The sequence below is a fragment of the Methylocystis sp. NC52PC genome, from assembly GCF_055698645.1.
In genome coordinates, this window is record NZ_CP170127.1 from 3,799,784 (window position 1) to 3,820,571 (window position 20,788).

Sequence of the window (20,788 nt, forward strand, 5' to 3'; positions counted from 1 at the left end):
GGTTACGCCGATTTCTGGCAGGCCATCTTTGAGCGCAGATCGGCGTCGGCGCGGATCAGATTGTCGCGGGCGGCGTCGAGCCAAAGCGCGCGCGTCTCGGGAAGGCGGAAAAGCGCGTCGCCGCCGCCAAGGAAGCTCTCCAGCATCTTGGTGCGCCCGAGGAAAAACTCCTGCTCGGGCGCCCAGCCGAACTCGAACCGAATATCGTCGAGGTTCTTGAGGAAAACCGGCCAGGGCGCGGCGAGGGAAGAGAGATCGAGATCCAGGAAGAGGTCGAGGTCACGCGCAAAGCCTGGATAATGCTCCCTTCGCGCCTTGGCCTTCATGTGGTGGGAGGTGGCCATGATGAGATCGTGGATCGCCTGCGCCTCGGTGGCGTCGAATTTCGAATGCCGCTCGAACAGCTCGGCGCTGTCGCGGACGTTTTCGGGATCGAGGCGCGGGCGGCCATCGGGATCGCGGGTGAGGTAGACCGAGTCGTGCCAGAAGATCGCCGTGGCGACCAGGTCGGGACGCGCGGCGAGTGACGAGAGGCGATCGAGCTTCTCCAGCATGTCGGCGATATGGCCCCAGGCGTGATAGGCGCGCTGGGGCTCTCGATAGCCGGCGTCCAGCGCGGCGAAGGCGTCGGCGTCATGGCGTGAGGCCAAAAGCGACCAGTATTTCCCAATGATTGGATCGATGCCGAGGGCGTCTACTTGCTTGTCAAATTCCATACCGAGGACCAACCTTCCCGCACGCCGTCGCGGGCGAGGCCCGCATATCGCTTTTCTAGGGCCGCGTAGAGGCTCGCCCAGAGGCCGGGACGAGTTCGCGCCAGTTCCGCCGCGCGCGCCGCGGCGGCCTCGAAGCGACCTGCCTCATATTCAGCCATCATTTCTTGGTGTGATGTGCGCCAGCGCACATACGGCTGAGAGGTAGCAAAGTGCGCGTCGCCCGCGAGCGCGAAGACCTGGGTGGGCTCGCTGCGGCCGACGACGACGATGCGGCCGAGATCGAGCCAAGCCAGGTCGGGCGCCGCGTCGCGCACCGCGCCAGAGGCGATGATGTCCGTGCCGAAGGCCTTGCTCGCCCCCTCGAGCCGCGAGGCGAGATTCACATTGTCGCCGAGAATCGAGTAATCGAATCGGCGCACCGAGCCCATATTGCCGACGTTGCAGGGACCGAGGTTGAGGCCGCAGCCCATGCGCGCCTCGACATAAGGACGCCCCGTCTCCTGAGCGGCCCTGGCCCGCGCCGCGTTGAAGGCGAGCAGCGCCTCGCGCATCTCCAACGCCGCCTTCAGCGCCTTGCGCGGATGGTCGGCGATGTCGAGCGGCGCGTTCCAGAAGGCGAGAATGGCGTCGCCCATATATTTGTCGACCGTGCCCTCGCATTCGAGAATGGCGTCGGTCATGGGCGTCAAATAATCATTCATGAACTGCGTGAGCTCGCGCGCGCTCATGCCTTCGGAGAGGCCGGAGAAGTTGCGCAGGTCGGAGAACAGCACGGTCAATTCGCGCGTCTCTCCGCCGAGAACGAGCAATTTCGGATTTTCGGCGAGGCGGTCGACAACCGCCGGCGCGACGAATTTGCCGAAGGCGTTGCGAACCTGCCGTCGCGCTGAATTTTCGGAGCGCCACAGGGTGACGGCGCCGACGATATAAGTCCCGATGACGACGAGGCTCGGATAGGCGGGATCGAGCAGCATCCCGTATTTTTCGAAAAGGTAGAAGGAGCCGCCGAAAAGCCCCGCCACGGCAAGCGGCGCGTAAAGCGTGGAGACGGACAAAGGCGCGAGGAACAAAAGCGGCATGGTCACCGCAAAGGCGACGAACGAGAGAATGATTTCCAGCCCCGGCGCCCAGTCGGGGCGCGACAACAGCGCGCCGCTGGTGAGCGCTTCGAGGATTTGGGCGTGCACTTCGACGCCGGGGACGACCGGCTCCAGCGGCGTCGCGCGAACGTCGCCGAGGCCAATCGCGAGCGCGCCGACAAAGACGATCCGCCCTTCGACTTCGCTGCGCGGAACCTGGCCTTCCAGCACCGCCTTGGCGGAAAGAGTCCGTCGCGAATCTCTGAAGGCGTAACGCGGCCGCACGTCGGCCGCCGACCCCGTGGCGATCTCGAAGGTGCCGACCTTTACGGCGTTGACGCCGGTATGCGCGCCATAGGCGGTCTCGCCGCTGGCGTTCGAGGAGCGCACGATGATGCTCGGCTCCCCCTGCGCGACGCGCAAGCCCTCCAGGGCGAGCGACGGCGCAAGCGACTCGCCGACGCGCAACAGCAGCGGCACGCGTCGCACGACGAGGTCACGGTCGGGCAGCCAGTTGGTGACGCCGACGCCCTTCGCCTTTTGGATCAGCGCGGCAAGCGGCAAAATGGCGCCCGGGAATTCATAGACAAAGGGCAGCGGGTCGTCGCCCGCCGAGACCACGCCCCCCTTGGCCGGGAAAGACTTTGCGCCCTGCGCCGCCAGCGTGGCGCCGATCACGACCGGTCCGCGCCCGACCGCATCGGCGAAAAGGGCGTCGCTATCCGGCGCCTTCGCCACGAGCCGCGCGACATCCGCCCGCAGCTTGGCGTCGGGCAAGGCCTCGACGAGCATGCGGGCGCTGGCGCGATCCGGCTCGGCGAAAACGAAATCGAAGGCGACCACCGCCGCGCCCAATTCGCTCAGGCGGTCGACCAGCGCAGCGATGCGCGTTCGCGGCCAGGGCCACTGCCCATAGGCCTCGAGACTTTCTTCGTCGACGCCCACGACGCGGACCGGCGCCTCTGGGTCGTAGACGCGCGGCGACAGCCGCTGATAATAATCGAAGACCATGTTGCGCAGGTCGTCGAGGAGGCGGGGCTGCAACAAGCCCCAGGGCAGCGTCAACAGGCCGGCAAGCACAGCCGCGACGACGAAGATATGTTTGCGCGATCGCATCTAGGGTCCGTGAACATGGCGCAAGCGCGCGGCCAACCTGCTTTTTGGCCACGCTAGTTCACGCTGCGCCCTTCAACAAGACCAAGGCCGCGCTCCGAGGCGCAAAGCTTCAGTCCTTCCCGTGCGAATAGGACCCATGGGGATAGGAGTGGGTGTAATGGCCCGTCGGGGTCTCGGGCGCGTCCCGAGGCGCGGCGCGCGGCTGGGGCGGCGCAGGCTGATTCGTCGCATTGGCGCTGCTCTGGACCAGGGCGCCGCCCGCCCAGACGGGCGCAAGCGCCTCGAGCCCCGGCGGCGGCTCCACGCTCGCGGGCGCGTGATCTCCGAGCGCGGCCGCGCTCTCGTTTGAGTGGCGGCCGCGGGCTCCGCCCGATTGTCCGCGACGGCTGGCCATTTGTGCGGTAATGGCGGCGATGGTCTCGCCCGGCACGCGGAAAGGCTCCGAAACGCCCTCCCCGGCGGCGCAGACGCCGAAACCGGGACGGTTAAGGATTTGCGACCCGCCGCCGGCTCCGCGCACCTCGATGACGCCGACCTGATGCACGACAAGGGTTCCGCAGTCGCCGCCGATCCGCAGGAGAAGCGAACCGCCGCGGACGCCGACCGCGGCCGTCGGCGTATTCAGCGTCGCGCCGGCCCCATGGCTCACGCCGCCGCCGACGAATCGCATGACGCCCCTGGCGAGCCGCACGCCCTGGCCGCCCGCGCCGCCCTGATAGACGAAGTCGTCGATGGCGACCGAGCTGTTTCGTCCGACGGTCATGGTGGAGGAATCGTTGAAGATGATTTGCGCGCTGCCCTCGGCCGAAGTGTCGATGCGCTCTCCCTTTTCGACGCCGAGGCCGATAGCGAGCGCATGCCGCGCGGCGCCGGGCGGCGCGCCGAAAGCCGCCGGGTTGGCGGCCCCGACGTTGCCGACTTTTTCCGCCGCCGCCGGCAAGGCCGGCAGCAAGAGCGCGAGGGCGAGCGCGAATCTTTGAATTGTGGACATGAGCGGTCTCCCTAGAATTTCGCCGTGGGGCCGAAGGAGACCGAGACGTTCTGCGTCCGGAAGTTCGGCAGATTGGAGTCGTTGCGGGAGAATTCGAGATTGCCGGCGAAGCCGAGCATGGCGGTCACGGGCGCATCCAGCATGACGCCGTACGTCCATGCCGAGTCGCGTCGCGCGACGAAGGGCGAGACGAGCGGATTTGGCGCGTCGAAGGAGAGATGGGTGAAGCGCGCATAAGGGGCGATCGTCCAGCGGCGCCCGAACATCGGATGCGGCGGATCGACCTCGAGCCTCAGCAGCGCCTGCGCGTCGATCTGGTCGGAACTCTGCGCGGCGTAAAAGGCGTTCGCCCGCGTGTAACCGAAGCGCCCTTCGAGCCGGACCGTGTCGAAGAACGCATAGCCGCCGCTCACATAACCGGTCACGGCGTCGCCCGACGCGAGGGTCGACAGTGTCGCCGAGGGCGCGACGCCGAAGAAGCCGCGCATAGGAGCGACCGACAGGCTGCGCCATTCGGCGCCGGGCTCCAGCCAGGCGTCGGGCGTCAGCTCGGCGCGAACGCTCGCGCCCGCGCCGCCGGCGTTGAGATAATTGTCCGAGCCGAGCAGCGAGACGACGCCCGCGAGATAAGGCCTGACCGACAGACCGCTCAACGCGCTCGACGGGAGAAAAAAGCGCGGGCCGATCGAGCCGGAAAACAGCGCCACGCTATATTGCGGCAAGCGGAACTGCTGCGTGGCGTAAGCGGTCCCGCGCGTTTCGAGGCGGTCGCCGCGCCGCGCGCCGAACTCATATTCGTGCTGCGCCTCGACGAGCTGAAACGTATTGACGTCGCCCGCCGGTCCGCCGGGCGCGACGAGCCCCGCGCCGCCGACCTGGAAGAGATTATTGGCGGGGAAATAGTTGGCGTTGGACTGCGCCCGAAAACCCGAATGCAGACGGACCGACAGGCGGCTCGGCTGCGCGCGTTTCTCGATGTCGGGCAGCTGCGCGTCGATCTGGGCCTTTTGGACGGCGTCGAGGCTCTCGCTCTCGCGCGCCTCCCGCAGATGCTGCGCGGCGATGTCCCAATTGCCGAGGCGCGCATAAAGAAACCCCAGTTCCTTGCGCGCCCGCGACAGATCGGGATTGAACATCAACAGCCGTTCGAGCGCCCCGACGGCGCCCTCATAGTCCTTGAGCTCGGTCGCGAGGACGACGAAGCGGTAGGTCGCCGCATCGTCCTCGGGATGGCTCTGAATATGCGCGGCGAGGCGATCGCGCTCCGCGTCGCCGTCCTGCGCGACCGCGGGCGCGTGAAGCGCCCCGACGATCAAGACGGCCGTCAGAACCTGTGCCGACAAAGCTCTAAGAGAAAGCACCGGGCGCCCCCTTCACAACGAAGGAATCATCGCCCGCAGCCTTAATCTTTGCAATAAGCGCCCAGGCGCTGGACGAGCGCCGATCTGGTCGCAGATCTCTTTTTCAGCTTAAGAAGAATCAATTGCCGACAACGCTTTTCGGGACTCGAGCCCCGCAGCAAAGAAAAACTCAATGTTGCGCCAAGGCGACAGCTCGACCATGGCGGCGCCTGCCGAGCGGGCGGCGCGCGCAGGGCGGCCGGCGAGACGACGCAGGCTGCGACAGAAGCCGGCGCAGCACGATCAGGAGATCGGCGGCTTCCCGCGTCGCGCCATCTGTCACAGCGGCGCGAATGTCGGCGACGATCGCGGTACGCGCGAGAGCAGCCGAGCGCCGGTTGCGGCAATAACGGGCGAGGAGACGCTCGTGCTTCTCGCCCGGCACCGCGCCGAGCATGATTTCATGCGGGCCGAGCCCGGCGATTTCCTGGCAGCGCGCAATGGGCGTCAACTGGATGCTCATCACAACCCCTCCAAAGGTCAGTGCTCGAATAATGCGAGCTAGACCCTGTATAGGGGTTGGCGGAGAGCGCGTGCGTGCGCGAGCGCACGCGTCACTCCGCTTCGTTCATCGCGTCGCGCACGCGCTTTTCGAGAACCGCCGGGCGCAGCAGGACAAGGCCGCCGCGGATTTTCTCGGCTGTGCCCTCCTCGATCATGGCGCCGAGCTCGCGGCTGACCTGCTCGCGACGGCAGCCGATGCGCGCGGCGAGATCATGCTGGAAGGGCGGCGGCGAGATGATCGCCTGGCCGTCGTGCCCCTTGCGCGGCGACGACATGCGCAACAACTCGGAATAGAGCCTGTGGCGCAAATCCAGCACGGAGCGCTCGAACAGCCGGATGTTGAGTTCGCGTATGCGCGCCGTGAGCAGACGCATCAGCCGCTCGGAAATTTCCGGCGAGTGCAGCACGATGTCGCGAAAGACCCCTGGCGGGGCGAGCATAATCTCGGCGTTGGTCAGCGCCGTGACGTTGGCCGAGCGCTTGGCGCCGTCGATCGCCGCCATTTCCCCGAAGAATTTGCCGGGGCCGAAATCGCCGAGGATCATCTCCTTGCCCGCCGCCGTGCGGACCAGCACGCGCACGTCCCCGCTCACGATGAAGTAAACGTCCTCCGACGGGTCTTCGAAGTCGAGGACAAGCTCCCCCTCGTCATAACGCTTGCGGACGCATTGGCGGCCGAGGCTTTCGGCGCGCGCCGAATCGAGTCCGGCGAAAAAAGGGATGCCGTCGAAGACCGACACGGAAAACGCTCCGGGAAAAGATGACGAGAGGGGCGCGACATAGTGCCGGCAAAGGGCCGCGCCGTCGAGGGGCGTTTTTTTGGCGCAGGCGTCGCCATTGCTCTCTGGCGCGATGGGGCCCGCCGCGCGACAATTAGCGGATGGATCTGCGGCTCGCGACCTTCAATCTCGAAAACCTCGACTGGGCCGCGACGCGCGCGGCGGCGTTCGAGGCGCGGCGGGCGGCGCTGCTGCCGCTTATTCTCGCGCTCGACGCCGACGTGCTCTGCCTGCAGGAGGTCGGCGCGCAAAAGCCGCACAAGCACGCGCCGCGAGATTATCTCGCGCTCGAGCGGCTGCTGGCCGGAACGCCTTACGCCGATTACGCGCGAGCCGCGAGCGTACGGCCGGGAACCGACGCGCCCGCCGACGTTCATAACCTCGTGCTCCTCAGTCGCTGGCCCATTCGAACAGCGCGGCAAATCCATCACGATCTCGTCCAGCGCTGGTCATGGCCGCCGCCGCGCGACGGCGACGTCGCGCCCGAGCCTATTCTCATCGAATGGGACCGGCCGCTGCTCTATGCCGCGATCGAACCGCCAGACGGGACGCTCCTGCATGTGCTCGATTTGCATTTGCGCGCGCCGCGCCCCGCCCCCGTCGCCACCGCGCGCGGGGAAGGCTCGAGCAAGTCGCAGGTCGAAGGGCAATTCGTCGCGGCGCAAAAGCGCGAGGGTCAGGCGCTGGAGGCGCGACTCTTCATCGAAACGATTTTCGACGCCGAACCCGAGGCGCGTCTCGCCGTCTGCGGCGATTTCAACGCCGACGAGTATGACGCGCCGACGCGCTTGCTGCGCGGCGGCGACAATGAAACGCAACAGGGGCCGCGCGCGCTGACGCCGCTCGAAGTCTGCGTCGACCCCCCGCAGCGCTACACGGTGATCCATGCCGGCCGGCCCAGGCTCATCGATCATATTCTCGTCTCCAACGCCCTCGCCAAGGGCTGGTGCGAGACGCGCATTCTCAACGACGGCCTGGAGGACGAGGTCTTTGCGCAGGACCCGATCCTCGGCTCGCTCCATGCGCCGATCGTTGCGGGGCTGTCTCTGTGACTGGTTGCGTTGACGGCCCCAGCCTGTAAGCTTTGCTGGTTGCAAGGAGAGCCACATGAAATTCGCAAGTCCGTTTTCCGCGTTCGTCGCGGCCTTGTCGCTCGTCTCCGTCGCCCGCGCCGCGCAGCCGCTCACCGAGCAGGACGCTTATGAGATCGGCAAGGAGGCCTATGTCTATTTCTACCCGCTCGTCACGATGGATGTGACCCGCAAGGTCATGACCAATGTGGAGCCCGGAAAAAAGCCGGGCGCCGGCCCGATGAACGCCTTCGCCCATGTGCGCGAATATCCGCCCGCCGATTTCCACGACGTCGTGCGGCCCAACTTCGACACGCTCTATTCGATCGCCTGGCTCGATCTGACCAAGGAGCCCATCGTCATGTCGGCCCCGGACACCAAGGGGCGCTATTATCTGCTGCCGCTCCTCGACATGTGGACCGACGTTTTCGCCTCGCCCGGCAAGCGCACGACGGGAACGGCCGCCGGCCATTTCGCGATCACGCCGCAGGGCTGGAAGGGCAAACTGCCGAAAGACGTCGAGCGGATCGACGCGCCGACCCCCTATGTGTGGGTCGTCGGCCGCACACAAACCAACGGGCCGAAAGATTACGCGGCGGTTCACGAGGTGCAGGACGGCTACAAGCTCACGCCGCTCTCGCGCTGGGGCAAGCCGGAGAAGCCCGCCGCCCCGTTCAAGCCCGATCCTGGCGTCGACATGAAGACGCCGCCCATGGAACAGGTGGATTCCATGCCGGCGGCAAAGTTCCTCGGTTATGGGGCGGAGCTCATGAAGGCGAACCCGCCGCATGTGACCGACTGGTCGCAGATCGCGCGGTTGAAGCGCCTCGGGATCGAACCCGGGAAGAGTTTCGACGGCGAGAAGGCGGACCCGAAAATCAAGGCCGCCCTGGAGCGCGCCCGCGTCGATGCGCTGGCGGAGATGAAGGCCAAGACGCCGACGCTCGCCCGCGTCGTCAACGGCTGGCAGATGAACACCGACACAATGGGCGTTTATGGCGATTACTATTTGAAGCGCGCCATCGTTGCGCAGATCGGCCTCGGCGCCAACCAGCCGGAGGACGCCATCTACCCGTTCAACCTCGCCGACAGCGAGGGCCAGCCGCTCAAGGGCGGAAGCCCCTACGTGCTGCATTTCGCGAAAGGCGAATTGCCGCCGGTCGAGGCTTTCTGGTCGCTCACCATGTATGACGACAAGGGCTTTCAGATCCCGAACCCGATCAACCGCTTTGCCATCGGCGACAGAGACCCGTTGGCCTACAATCCAGACGGTTCGCTGGATATCTATATTCAGCCTGCGAGCCCGGGGCCGGACAGAGAGGCGAACTGGCTGCCCGCGCTAGCGTCGGGCGGCCCCAGCGTCACCATGCGGCTTTATGCGCCAAAGCCGGAAGCGCTCGACGGCCGCTGGGCGCCGCCGGCGATCCAACGGGTTCAGTAAGCGCGCGTTGGCGGCGCGCCTTCCCCCGCTTGCCCTTTGTCGTGGCTCAGAGCGGGGCGCCGTCCATGCCGATGCGGTGCATCAGATAGCACAGGCAGTCCTGCTCCACCGCGCGCGGATCGACGGTGAGCATGGCGGGGATGGCGGGGCATGTCAGCCTGATCTCGCCGCCGTCATAGGCGAAGCAATCTTCCGGCGGCGGGTGGTCGCCGTCGCCGGGCAGGATGTCGAGTTTCATCCCGGCGCGGGCGACGCCGAAAGTCGCCTCCGGCGACAGTTCGCTGAAGTTCAGACGGTCGATATCGGAGCGGAACATGAAGTCCGCGGGCGACCCGTCAAAGGAAAAGGTCGATCCGGCCGGCGGCTTGACGATGGCGAAGGTGCGAAGGAGATCGACGTCATGCGCGGACGGCGCATGTTCGGGCAGTTGGGTAATGGAGAGCGCCGCTTCGACGAGCTCGATCGCATGTTCGGTCGCCGAGCCCGCGCCCGCCTTGCCGCATTCGACGGTGATCGCGGGACAAAGATTGGCAAAAGCCGCCGCCTGCGTGCCGACGGGGCGCTGGAAATGCACCACGGTTCGCGAAAAGAGCTGCGCCAGCGCGATGAAGTTGGGCTCCAGCCGCCGCACGCAGGCGTAATGTGGATTGAAGCCGGTGTTGTTGTGAATGTCGATGCTGGCGAAGAGGCCGCGCGCCGCGGCGAAATCATAGACCCATCGCGCCGTCGCCGCCTGCGGGTCGTCCGGATAGAGCGTGCCCGGCCAAACGCGATTGTAGTCGCGTTCGGCCGGCAGCGTGCGCACATTCGCCGCCGCCGCCCGCACATTGCCGATGTAGAGCAGCAGCGAACGGTTGAGCCCCCGCGCCGCATGGCGGCGCAACACCGCCTGCATCGCTTCGAGCCCGCTATACTCGTTCCCATGCAGCAAGGTCGAAACGAACAGCGGATGCGGATCGCGCCCCGGCAGATCGAACAGCGTGGGGCCAGGAAGGATTTCGCTCAATCTATTGGCGGGGCAGTCGAGAAAGCCTCCCGGCAGCCGATCCATCACCGCGCAGGGCGCGTCGGTCACAGTCATTCTCACAAGTCCCATTCATGCACGGGCGCGCCGCTGCGCTGTCCTTCGCAATAGGCGGCCATCATGGCATAGAGGTCGCCGTCGCAGGCGTCGAGCGCTTTGCGCTGCCAGGCCGCGCCGGTCTGTCCCGAGCGCACGCGCGCCTCGATCACGTCGAGATAGCCGCGCGGGTCCGTGACGCCGAGGTCGTCCAACCCCTGCCGCGCCAACGGAAGCAGCCGCTCCGTGAGCAGCCGGTCGGCGCCGATCTCGCCCTCCCCCGGCCAGGTGAGCACGGCGTCGAGCCCATGACGCGCCGCCGTGTAAAAATTGCGCCGCGCCTCCTCGAAGGAGAGGCCGCCCGTTCCATTGTCGCCCTGGACCGCCAGCGCGCGGGCGAGCCCCAGGTAGAGCGCGGCGTTGGCCATCATGTCGACGAAGGTCGGGCCGGCCGGCAGAATGCGATGCTCCACCCGCAAATGCGGCGCGCCATCGGCGTCGAAGCCGATCAGTGGACGATTCCAGCGCCAGATGACGCCATTGTGCAGGCGCAAATGGCGCATCGCGGCCGGTTCGTCCTCGAAGTGGATCGGCAGCAGCGCGTCATAGTCGCGCAGGTTCTCCTCGAAGATTTCGAGCAGCGATTGTTGCGCGTAGCCCGAGCCCATGCAGACGCGCGCCGGGCCGGGGACGTCCACCGCCTGTTCGAAGAGCGGGATGCGCGTTTCTTCCCAAAGCGCCTTGCCGAAGAGGAAAGGCGCATTGCCGCTCGCCGCGAGAATGGGGGCGGAGCCGGCGATGGAGGCGTTGTAATAGAGATGCGCGAGATCGGCGGGCGCCTTGAGATGCACCTGAAAGGAGGTCGTCGCGGCCTCCAGCATCACGTCTCGATGCTCGGAGACGAGATGTTCGCGACCCAATATGTCGACCTTGAGCGGCCGGCCCCCGCGCATGCGCAGCACCTCGCTGTTGAGCGCGTAATAACGGTTGAGCGGCGACATATTGGCGAGCGTCAGATCCTCGTCGCGGATCGTCGGCAACGTGCCGATCAGTACGAGATTGGCGTCATGGCGATGCGCGGCGTCGTTGCAGCGCCGCCACACCTCGGTCAGCGCGTCATGCGCCAGGCCGAGCGCGTCGCCTTCGAGCGGCAGCGGATCGCAGTTCAGCTCTAGATTGAAGCGCGACAGCTCCGGCACGACGAGCGGGTTCGCGAGCGTCTCCAGCAGCAGTTGATTGATGGACGCCGGAAAGTAATTGTGATCGACGATCCAGGTCTCGACTTCGAAGCCGAGCATGTGGCCCGCGCGCGAAAATTTGCCGGCCGCGAACAGAGCGCGGGCCATTTCGGTCTCTTCGGCGAGCCGGGCCCTGAAGCGGACCTTGTCTTCGCCGGTAAATCCGGTTGCCCTGATTTCCTCGCCCACGACGCCTCCCGCTCGCCCCCTTCTATTACCTAGAAGCGAGTCGGGGAAGCAGGCGCGACGATGCGTCGCGAACCCCTCCCCGCTCTCGTCGTGGCGAAGAATCTGCAAAGTTCACGTCTTGCCGCCTACCGCAAGACGAAAGGCCGCGCTAAGAGACGAATCAGAATAACAGGAGAGCCCGCTTGTCCGACGTCGCCTATGTCAATGGCGTGTTCACGCCGCTCGAAGACGCCAAAGTTTCGATCCTCGACCGCGGTTTCCTCTTCGCTGACGGCGTCTACGAAGTCGCGGCGGTCATCGACGGCCGGCTGGTCGACAATGAGGCGCATCTGGCGCGGCTTCAGCGCTCGCTCGACGCGCTGCGGCTCACCAGTCCCGCGCCCATGCCGGAGATCGTCGAGATCGAGCGCGCGCTCGTCTCGCGCAACGGGATCAACGAAGGGCTCGTTTATCTCCAGATCACACGCGGGGCGGCCGAAAGGGATTTCTCCTTCCCGAACAACGCCCGCCCGACTCTCGTCGCCTTTGCGCAGCGAAAGAATATTCTCGCCTCCCCCGCGGCGCAGACTGGGGTCAAGATCCTGACAGTCCCTGATCTGCGCTGGGCGCGTCGCGACATCAAGAGCGTCGCCCTGCTGGCGCAGGTGCTCGCCAAACAGGCGGCGACGGAAGCCGGCTGTCAGGAAGCCTGGATGGTGGATCAGGAAGGCTTCGTCACCGAGGGCTCGTCCTCGACGGCCTTCATCATCACCAAGCAGGACGCCATCGTCACGCGTCCCAATTCGACGGCGATCCTGCCCGGCTGCACGCGCCGCGCCGTGATGGCGCTCGCCGATCAAGAAGGATTATCGGTCGAGGAACGGCCCTTCACAGTGGCTGAAGCTCAGGAGGCGGCGGAAGCCTTTCTGACAAGCGCGTCCAATCTCGTTCTGCCGGTCGTCGCGATTGACGGGCGCCCGGTGGGGACGGGCGTTCCTGGCGAAAGAGCGAAGCGGCTGCGCGCCATCTATCTCAATTTCGCGCGCGCCACCGCGGTCTGACCGCCGCGTAGTGCGCTACGCGTGGTCGGGAGGTTGATGGCCAGGGACGCCGCGGCGCCCCTGGCCGTCTTTTTGTGGCGACCGTCGCGTTCATGTTGGAACACTGCTGGCAAGCGCGCGTTGTGCCTGCGAGTTAGGTTTCACCCACGGAGGTCAACATGGGCAGCCTGCTGCACTATGCGATCTTGTTTCTCATCGTGGCCGTCATCGCCGCGTTCTTTGGCTTTGGCGGAGTCGCCGGCACGGCGATGGAAGGCGCCCGGATTCTGTTCTGGGTGGCGCTCGCCCTCTTCGTTATCTCGGCGGTCATCGGATTCGTCCGCCGAGCCTGACGGGACAGGCGCTTTTCTCTCTTGGTGCTCCCAACTGGACCGGCGTTGGCCGGTCCTTTTTTTACGGAATGTCGTCGAGGCCGGCGAGCCACGCCTCCGCCGATGAATCGCTCGGCGCGCGCCAGTCGCCGCGTGGCGAGAGAGAGCCTCCCGAACTCACCTTTGGCCCATTGGGCAGCGCCGAGCGCTTGAACTGGCTCGTCGCAAAAAAGCGCCGCAGGAAGACTGTGAGCCAATGCTTGATCTCATGCAGATCATAGGCGCAGCGGTCGCTCTCCGCGATGACCGAAGGCCACTCGCCCGCACCCGCGTCGCGCCAGGCGCGCCAGGACAGGAACGCCGTCTTCGCTGGGTGGAAGCCGTAGCGCGTCGTGTAAAACAGATTGAAATCCTGCAGGGCGTAAGGGCCGACGAAAGCTTCCGTGCGCTGCGCCTCTTCGCCGGGGACGAGTTCGGGCGAGATTTCGGTTTTGAGAATATCGACGAGCACGGCGACCGTCTCAGGGCCAAAGCGCGCGTCGCGGGCGCACCAGCGGATGAGATGCTGGATGAGCGTCTTCGGCACAGATGCGTTGACGTTGTAATGCGACATTTGATCGCCGACGCCATAGGTGCACCAGCCGAGCGCCAATTCCGAGAGGTCGCCCGTGCCAATGACGATGGCGTCATGAAAATTGGCGAGGCGGAACAGCAGCGAGGTGCGCGCGCCCGCCTGCACATTCTCATAGGTCGCGTCATACACCGTTTCGCCGCGCGCGGCGGGATGGCCGATGTCTTCGAGCATCTGTCGGCAGGCGGCGGAGACGTCGATCTCCTGCGCCGACACGCCCAGCGCCCGCATCAGCGCCCAGGCGTTGCTCTTGGTGCGGTCGCTCGTCGCAAAGGCCGGCATCGTATAAGCGAGAATGTTTTCGCGAGGCAGTCCAAGCCGCTCCATCGCCGTGACGGCGACGAGCAAGGCCTGCGTCGAGTCGAGCCCGCCCGACAGGCCAATGACGACCTTTTTGATCCCGGCGGCGCGCAGCCTTTGCTCGAGCCCGTGCGACTGAATGTTGAAGGCCTCGAAGCAGAGTTCCGCGAGCCGCGCTTCGTCATTCGGCACGAAGGGGAAGCGCGGCACATCTCGCAAAAGCCCGAGATCGACGTCTCGCGGGGCCGCGAGCTCGAAGTCCACGCGGCGATACTGCACGGCGCCCGCTTCGACATCGGCGCAGTCGCCAAAGGTGCCCTGCCTCGTGCGCTCGGCCAGGAGGCGGCCGAGGTCGATATCCGCGATAACGAGCTGCGGCGTATCCGAGAAGCGCGGCGCGCGGGCGAGAACATCGCCCTGCTCATAGATCACGGCCTCGCCGTCCCAGGCGAGATCGGTTGTCGACTCCCCCTGCCCCGCGGCCGAGTAGAGATAGGCGGCGAGGCAGCGCGCCGAATGGGACGCACACAGCGTCTGGCGATAATCGGATTTGCCGACGATGGCGTTGGACGCCGAGAGATTGAGCAGCACCGTCGCGCCGGAAAGCGCCGCGCGCGCCGAAGGCGCGATCGGGACCCAGACGTCCTCGCAAACCTCCATGTGGACGACGAAACCCGGGAAGTCGCTCGCCTCGATCAGGACGTCCGAGCCAAATGGCGCGCGCGTCCCAGCGACCGCGATCTCTTCTCCGGAAATGAAAGCGCCCGAGGCGAAATGCCGGCGCTCGTAGAATTCACGGTAATTCGGCAGATAGGTTTTCGGCGTGACCGCGAGCAGGCGCCCGCGGAGAATGGCGACGGCGCAATTGTAAAGTCGGCCCTGATGGCGCAGCGGCGCGCCAACGACGATCACCGGATGCAGCGACCGCGACGCGGCGAGCAGCGTGGCGAGCGCCGTCTCGACCGCGCCAAGCAGCGCCTCCTGCTGCAAGAGATCGTCGATCGCATAGGCGGAGAGGCCAAGCTCCGGAAACAGCACGAGAGAAGCCCCGCGCCGATGCGCGTCTTCCGCCATTTCGATGGTGCGCGCCACGTTGAAGGCGGGATCGGCGACACGCACGCTCGGACAGGCGACGGCGGCGCGAACAAAGCCATGCGTGTGGAGCGAGAAGAAGGGGTGGGTCATGAACTTGCGCGGGAGCGGCCCGAGGAATGGGCCGCCATAATGCCGGAAGCGGCGGCGCCTGTCATGTTCCGCGCGGGGATAGGGCCGCGCCGCTCCGCCCGACTCATCCGTTTTTACGAAGAATGAATTTCACTTTTTCTATGATTTCCCGCCGACTTCCCTCGCTACACTGCCTTTTTGAAGAGTTCTAAAAAAGAGGCGCGTCTTGCCGGCGCGCAAACGGAGAGGCGCCCGGCCTCCGACGGCGCCGTTTTAAACGGGGAGGTTTCGCGAATGTGGTCCGAACTGCGCGCCTTGAAGGACGACATTGATTACGGGACCCCGCCGCGCGACGGCGCGCCGGTCACTTTGGAAATCGACGGCGTTTCCGTGACGGTTCCGGCCGGCAGCTCCGTCATGCTCGCCGCGGCCGCGGCGGGACGGGCCATCCCGAAGCTTTGCGCGACAGACATGCTCGAGCCCTTCGGGAGCTGCCGCGTCTGTCTCGTGGAGATCGAGGGACGCGGCGGCTTTCCCGCAAGCTGCACGACGCCGGTCGTCGACGGCATGAAGGTCAGCACGCAGACGGAAACGCTGCAGCGTCTGCGCAAGGGTGTGTTGGAGCTCTATCTCTCCGACTTCCCGCCAAGCGAGGTCGACGGCGGCTGGAGCGAATTTCACGAGACGCTGAAGGCCGAGGGCGTGGCTTCGCATCCTTACGGCAAAGGGCAAAACCACTTCAGCGCCGGCATTGACGCGTCGAACCCGTATTTCTTGTTCGATCCGGCGAAATGCATCGTGTGCAGCAGATGCGTGCGCGCCTGCGCCGAAGTGCAGGGAACTTTCGCGCTGACGATCGCAGGCCGAAGCTTCGACTCCAAAGTCGTCGCGAGCCAGGATCAACCGTTCTTTCAATCGGAATGCGTGAGCTGTGGCGCCTGCGTGCAAGCCTGCCCCAGCCACGCGCTGGTGGAAAAGAGCCTCTTCGAAGGAGAGTATGTCCATGCCGAACCCGTTGAAGCCTGAAAAATCGGTCGTCACGACCTGCGCCTATTGCGGCGTCGGCTGCGGCTTCAAGGCCGAGACGCGCGGGGGCAAGATCGTGCGCATGACGCCATGGAAGGAAGGCAAGGCGAACCATGGCCACAGTTGCATCAAGGGCCGCTTCGCCTTTGATTACTACAACCATCCCGACCGCGTCCGCACGCCGCTGATCCGCGCCTCGATCGACGAACCGTGGACGCCGGTCTCCTGGGACGAGGCCTTCGCCTACGCCGCGAAGGAGTTCAAGCGTATCCAGGCCAAGTACGGCGTGAAGTCCGTCGGCGCGGTTTCCAGTTCGCGCTGCACCAATGAGGAAATCTTCCTCACGCAGAAATTCGCGCGCGCCGTTCTCGGCAACAACAATATCGACAATTGCGCCCGCATCTGCCACTCCCCGACGCAGTTCGGCCTGACGAACACGGTCGGCGCCGGCGCGGCGAGCCAGCACTTCGACTCGATCCTGCAGGCCGACGTGATCATGGTCGTCGGCGCCAATCCGACGGAAGGCCATCCGGTCTTCGGCTCGCTGATGAAGCGCCGCCTGCGCCAGGGCGCGAAGCTGATCGTCATCGATCCGCGCAAGACCGAGACGGTGGAATCGGCGCATTGCAAGGCAGACGTGCATCTCGCCATCCGCCCCGGCACCAATGTCGCTATCCTCGACAGCATCGCCCATGTCATCGTGCGCGAGAAGCTCTACAATGAGGAATTCGTGCGCGCGCGCTGCGAGGTGAACGAGTTCGAGAACTGGAAGGAGCTTGTCGGCTCCGACAAATATGCGCCGGAGGTCATCGGCCCGCTCGCCGGCGTCGATCCGGACGACATCCGCAAGGCCGCGCGCATTTACGCCGGCGGCCCCAACAGCGCCATCTACTACGGCCTCGGCGTCACCGAACATTCGCAGGGCTCGACGGGCGTGATGTGCCTCGGCAATCTCGGCCTTTCCTGCGGCATGCTTGGGCGCGAGGGCGTGGGCGTGAACCCGCTGCGCGGCCAGGGCAACGTTCAGGGCGGCAGCTGTCTCGGCAGCTGGCCGCATGTCTTCAGCGGCTATCGCTTCGTGACCGATTACGCCACCCGTTCCAGCTTCGAGGCGGAATGGGGCGTGACGCTCGACGCGGAGCCCGGGCTGCGCCTGCCCAACATGCTCGACGCCGCGGTCGCCGGCTCGTTCAAGGGCATGTACATCATGGGCGAAGACCCGGTGCAGAGCGACCCGAACCAGCACCACGTCATCGCCGCGATGAAGAACATGGAGTGCGTCGTGCTCCATGACCTCTTCCTCAACGAGACGTCGAAATACGCCCATATCTTCCTGCCCGGTTCGTCGTCGCTGGAGAAGGACGGCACCTTCACCAACGCCGAGCGCCGCGTGTCGCGCGTGCGCAAGGTGATCGAGCCGTTGGCCGGCCTGCAGGACTGGGAGATCACCGTCAAGCTCATGAACGCGATGGGCTACAACGTCTCCTACGCCCATTCCGGCGAGGTGCTCGACGAAATCGCGCGGCTGTCGCCCAACTATCGCGGCATCAGCTTCGCGCTCATCGACCGCATCGGCTCGGCGCAGTGGCCCTGCAACGAGGAAGCGCCCGAGGGCACGGAGGTCCTGCATCGCGAGAAGTTCCCGCGCGCCAACGGTCTCGGCACCTTCATGCTCACCGAATATGTGCCGACCGCCGAGCGCACCAACGACAAATATCCGATGCTGCTCACCACGGGCCGCATCCTGTCGCAATACAATGTCGGCACGCAGACGCGGCGCACGCCGAACTCGATGTGGCACCCCGAAGACATTCTTGAGATCAATGAGCAGGACGCGATGTCGCGCGGCGTGAAGGATGGCGACTGGGTGAAGGTTTCGAGCCGCTTCGGCGAGATCGAATTGCGCGCGAAGATCTCGGAGCGCGTCAATCCGGGCGTCGTCTATACGACCTTCCACCATGCGACATCGAAGGCGAACGCCGTCACGTCGGATCTCTCTGACTGGGCGACGAACTGCCCCGAATACAAGGTGACGGCCGTCGACGTCGTGCGCACGAACGGCCCCGCGGCCGATGTGGCGCGCGACGCCGCGAAGCCGCGCATCGACGAACTGGAGCCGGCGGAATGAGCGTGACTCAGCAGAATACGGGCGGCGACATCCCCGTGATGGCGCTCGACCGCATCGTTCTGATGGCCAATCAGATCGGCGACTTCTTCGCGCCCTATCCGCCGGAGCGGCGCGCGGAAGGCATCCGCAACCACCTGCGGACCTATTGGGATCCGCGCATGCGCGAGGAACTTCTGGCGCTGATCGACGCCGGCGGCGCGGGGCTCGCGCCGCATGTGATCGACGGCGCCAAGCTGCTCGTGGACGAGACGCAGAAAAAGCCCGGCTATTACGGACCGCCGAAGGCTTGAACGAAAAAGGGCGGGGTCTCCCCCGCCCTTCACGTCACGCGTTTGGCTTTCGATCAGCCCCAATGCGCCAGAATGGCGAGCATCAGCAAAGCGACGATATTGGTGATCTTGATGGCCGGATTCACGGCCGGGCCGGCGGTGTCCTTATAGGGGTCGCCGACGGTGTCGCCGGTGACCGACGCCTTATGCGCCTCGGACCCTTTGAGGTGCTTCACGCCGTCCTTGTCGATGAAGCCGTCTTCGAAGGACTTCTTGGCGTTGTCCCAGGCGCCGCCGCCCGAGGTCATGGAGATGGCCACGAAGACGCCGTTGACGATCACGCCGAGGAGCAGCGCGCCCACCGCAGCGAGGGCGTTGGCCTTGCCGCCGCCGAGCAGCAGCACGACGATGAACATCACCAGCGGCGCCGCGACCGGCAGCAGCGAGGGGATGATCATCTCCTTGATCGCCGCCTGCGTCAGCATATCGACGGCGCGGCCGTAATCCGGACGGGCGGAGCCGTCCATGATGCCGGGCTTCTCCTTGAACTGACGGCGCACTTCCTCCACGACCGAGCCCGCCGCGCGGCCCACCGCCGTCATGGCGATGCCGCCGAAGAGGTAGGGGATGAGGCCGCCGAAGATCAGGCCTGCGACGACGAAGGGATTCGACAGGCTAAAGTCGATGTTCTCGAGCCCCTTGAAGAAGGACACGCCCGTTGCGGCGAAGTGCTTGATGTCGTTCGTATAGGCCGCGAACAGCACGAGCGCGCCGAGGCCCGCCGAGCCGATGGCGTAGCCCTTGGTGACCGCCTTGGTCGTATTGCCGACGGCGTCGAGCGCGTCGGTCGACTGACGGACTTCCTTCGGCAGGCCCGACATTTCGGCGATGCCGCCGGCGTTGTCGGTCACCGGGCCGAAGGCGTCGAGCGCGACGATCATGCCGGCGAGGCCGAGCATCGTCGTCACCGCGATCGCCGTGCCGTAGAGGCCGCCGAAATTATAGGTGAGGATGATGCCGAGCACGATCACCACGGCCGGCGCGGCAGTCGACTCGAGCGACACGGCGAGGCCCTGAATGACGTTGGTGCCATGGCCCGTCACCGACGCCTGAGCGATCGACACGACCGGGCGCTTGCCCGTGCCGGTGTAATATTCGGTGATGTAGACGATGGCGCCCGTCACGATTAGGCCGATGACGCCGCAGACGAACAGGCCGATGCCGTGAATCGGCTCGCCATTGACCTTGCCGATTTCGCCGAGGCCCACGGTGAACAGCGTCGCGAGGAACAAGCCCACGACCGACAGAACGCCCGCCGCAATGAGGCCCTTGTAGAGCGCGTCCATGATCGAGTCGTTCTTGAGGCCGATCTTCGCGAAATAAGGCGCCGCGAACTTGCCCCACTCCGTGTCGTCCTCGCCGAGCTTGACGAAATAGGTGCCGGCGATGGAGGTCAGGATGGAGAGGCCGCCGATGGCGAGCGGATAGAGCACCGCGCTGGAAAGCCCTTCCTGGCCGGCGAAGAAAATCGAGGCCAGAACCATCGTGGCGACGACGGTGACCGCATAGGTCTCGAAGAGGTCGGCCGCCATGCCCGCGCAGTCGCCGACATTGTCGCCGACGTTGTCGGCGATGGTCGCCGGGTTGCGCGGATCGTCCTCGGGAATGCCCGCCTCGACCTTGCCGACGAGGTCGGCGCCGACGTCCGCGCCCTTGGTGAAGATGCCGCCGCCGAGACGCGCGAAGATCGAGATCAGCGAGGCGCCAAACCCGAGCGCCACCAGCGCATCGACGACGACGCGGTCGGCCGCCGTATAGCCGGCGAACCAAGTGAGGATTGCATAATAGACCGCGACGCCGAGCAGCGCGAGGCCGGCGACGAGAAGGCCGGTGATGGCGCCCGCCTTGAAGGCGATGTCGAGGCCGCCCGCCAGCGACTGCGTCGCCGCCTGCGCGGTGCGGACATTGGCGCGCACCGAGACGTTCATGCCGATATAGCCCGCCGCGCCCGAGAGCGCCGCGCCGATCGCGAAGCCGAAAGCGACCGCCCAGCCGAGCAGGATGACGAGCAGCACGAAAATCACGCCGCCGACAATGCCGATGGTCTTGTACTGGCGGTTGAGATAGGCCTGCGCGCCTTCAGCCACGGCGCCGGAAATCTCCTGCATGCGCTGCGAGCCGGGATCGGCCTTCAGCAGCTCCTGCGACGTCTTTACGCCGTAGGCGACGGACATCAGTCCGAAGACGATGGTCAGAAACAAAACCATAAGGGTTCGCCTTTTCGTTTCTCGGCCGAGGGCGGCCGGACGGGATCGCGAGAGGTTCGCGCGACAGGG

The 20,788-nt window shown here is 65.8% G+C and carries 15 protein-coding genes and 1 pseudogene; 6 read left to right on the forward strand and 10 right to left on the reverse strand.

What is annotated here, in order from left to right:
• Positions 1-2 precede the first annotated feature (2 nt).
• From ACETII_RS20725 to ACETII_RS20750, 6 genes are all read right to left on the reverse strand, one after another.
• Positions 3-716, reverse strand: a complete 714-nt coding sequence (locus tag ACETII_RS20725; RefSeq protein ID WP_472786796.1) for an HD domain-containing protein — start codon at positions 714-716, stop codon at positions 3-5.
• Positions 695-2,911, reverse strand: a complete 2,217-nt coding sequence (locus tag ACETII_RS20730) for a CHASE2 domain-containing protein (protein ID WP_472786797.1) — start codon at positions 2,909-2,911, stop codon at positions 695-697. Before ACETII_RS20730 ends, ACETII_RS20725 begins: the two co-directional genes overlap by 22 nt.
• A 109-nt stretch (positions 2,912-3,020) precedes the next feature.
• Positions 3,021-3,902: a FecR family protein gene (locus tag ACETII_RS20735; protein WP_472786798.1), complete on the reverse strand. Its 882-nt coding sequence runs from the start codon at positions 3,900-3,902 to the stop codon at positions 3,021-3,023.
• Between the two features lie 11 nt (positions 3,903-3,913).
• Entirely contained in the window at positions 3,914-5,245 is a 1,332-nt protein-coding gene (locus ACETII_RS20740) for a hypothetical protein (RefSeq protein ID WP_472786799.1), read from the reverse strand.
• A gap of 187 nt (positions 5,246-5,432) precedes the next feature.
• Entirely contained in the window at positions 5,433-5,765 is a 333-nt protein-coding gene (locus ACETII_RS20745) for a polysaccharide deacetylase (RefSeq protein WP_363349206.1), read from the reverse strand.
• Positions 5,766-5,856: 91 nt separating this feature from the next.
• Positions 5,857-6,546: a Crp/Fnr family transcriptional regulator gene (locus tag ACETII_RS20750; protein WP_363349207.1), complete on the reverse strand. Its 690-nt coding sequence runs from the start codon at positions 6,544-6,546 to the stop codon at positions 5,857-5,859.
• Positions 6,547-6,686: 140 nt separating this feature from the next.
• On the opposite strand from ACETII_RS20750, the gene ACETII_RS20755 reads away from it, so the two are divergent.
• Positions 6,687-7,637, forward strand: a complete 951-nt coding sequence (locus tag ACETII_RS20755) for an endonuclease/exonuclease/phosphatase family protein (RefSeq protein ID WP_472786800.1) — start codon at positions 6,687-6,689, stop codon at positions 7,635-7,637.
• Positions 7,638-7,692: 55 nt separating this feature from the next.
• Positions 7,693-9,096, forward strand: coding sequence for a DUF1254 domain-containing protein (locus ACETII_RS20760; RefSeq protein WP_472786801.1), 1,404 nt, complete (start codon positions 7,693-7,695; stop codon positions 9,094-9,096).
• Positions 9,097-9,142: 46 nt separating this feature from the next.
• Here ACETII_RS20760 and ACETII_RS20765 read toward each other — a convergent pair whose 3' ends face one another.
• Together ACETII_RS20765 and ACETII_RS20770 are read right to left on the reverse strand one after the other, a co-directional pair.
• Positions 9,143-10,177 (reverse strand): M14 family metallopeptidase, encoded by a 1,035-nt coding sequence (locus ACETII_RS20765; protein ID WP_472786802.1) that lies wholly within the window; start codon positions 10,175-10,177, stop codon positions 9,143-9,145.
• A gap of 2 nt (positions 10,178-10,179) precedes the next feature.
• Positions 10,180-11,583: a glutamate-cysteine ligase family protein gene (locus tag ACETII_RS20770; protein ID WP_363349211.1), complete on the reverse strand. Its 1,404-nt coding sequence runs from the start codon at positions 11,581-11,583 to the stop codon at positions 10,180-10,182.
• Between the two features lie 182 nt (positions 11,584-11,765).
• Between ACETII_RS20770 and ACETII_RS20775 the strand changes: the two genes are divergently transcribed.
• Together ACETII_RS20775 and ACETII_RS20780 are read left to right on the forward strand one after the other, a co-directional pair.
• Positions 11,766-12,623 carry a D-amino-acid transaminase gene (locus ACETII_RS20775; RefSeq protein WP_472786803.1) on the forward strand — a complete coding sequence of 286 codons (858 nt, stop codon included), beginning with the start codon at positions 11,766-11,768 and terminating at the stop codon, positions 12,621-12,623.
• A 158-nt stretch (positions 12,624-12,781) separates the two neighbouring features.
• Positions 12,782-12,955, forward strand: coding sequence for a DUF1328 domain-containing protein (locus ACETII_RS20780; RefSeq protein WP_363349213.1), 174 nt, complete (start codon positions 12,782-12,784; stop codon positions 12,953-12,955).
• A 61-nt stretch (positions 12,956-13,016) separates the two neighbouring features.
• On the opposite strand, the gene ACETII_RS20785 is transcribed toward ACETII_RS20780, so the two are convergent.
• On the reverse strand, positions 13,017-15,050 hold the full coding sequence (locus ACETII_RS20785; RefSeq protein ID WP_472786804.1) for an NAD(+) synthase: 2,034 nt from the start codon (positions 15,048-15,050) through the stop codon (positions 13,017-13,019).
• 273 nt (positions 15,051-15,323) lie between these two features.
• On the opposite strand from ACETII_RS20785, the pseudogene fdhF reads away from it, so the two are divergent.
• Together fdhF and ACETII_RS20795 are read left to right on the forward strand one after the other, a co-directional pair.
• A pseudogene (fdhF, locus tag ACETII_RS20790) lies at positions 15,324-18,183 on the forward strand (formate dehydrogenase subunit alpha).
• Positions 18,180-18,473 carry a formate dehydrogenase subunit delta gene (locus ACETII_RS20795; RefSeq protein WP_363349215.1) on the forward strand — a complete coding sequence of 98 codons (294 nt, stop codon included), beginning with the start codon at positions 18,180-18,182 and terminating at the stop codon, positions 18,471-18,473. The pseudogene fdhF and the gene ACETII_RS20795 overlap by 4 nt, the downstream one beginning before the upstream one ends.
• Before the next feature lie 53 nt (positions 18,474-18,526).
• Here ACETII_RS20795 and ACETII_RS20800 read toward each other — a convergent pair whose 3' ends face one another.
• On the reverse strand, positions 18,527-20,719 hold the full coding sequence (locus tag ACETII_RS20800) for a sodium-translocating pyrophosphatase (RefSeq protein ID WP_472786805.1): 2,193 nt from the start codon (positions 20,717-20,719) through the stop codon (positions 18,527-18,529).
• Between the last annotated feature and the right edge of the window lie 69 nt (positions 20,720-20,788).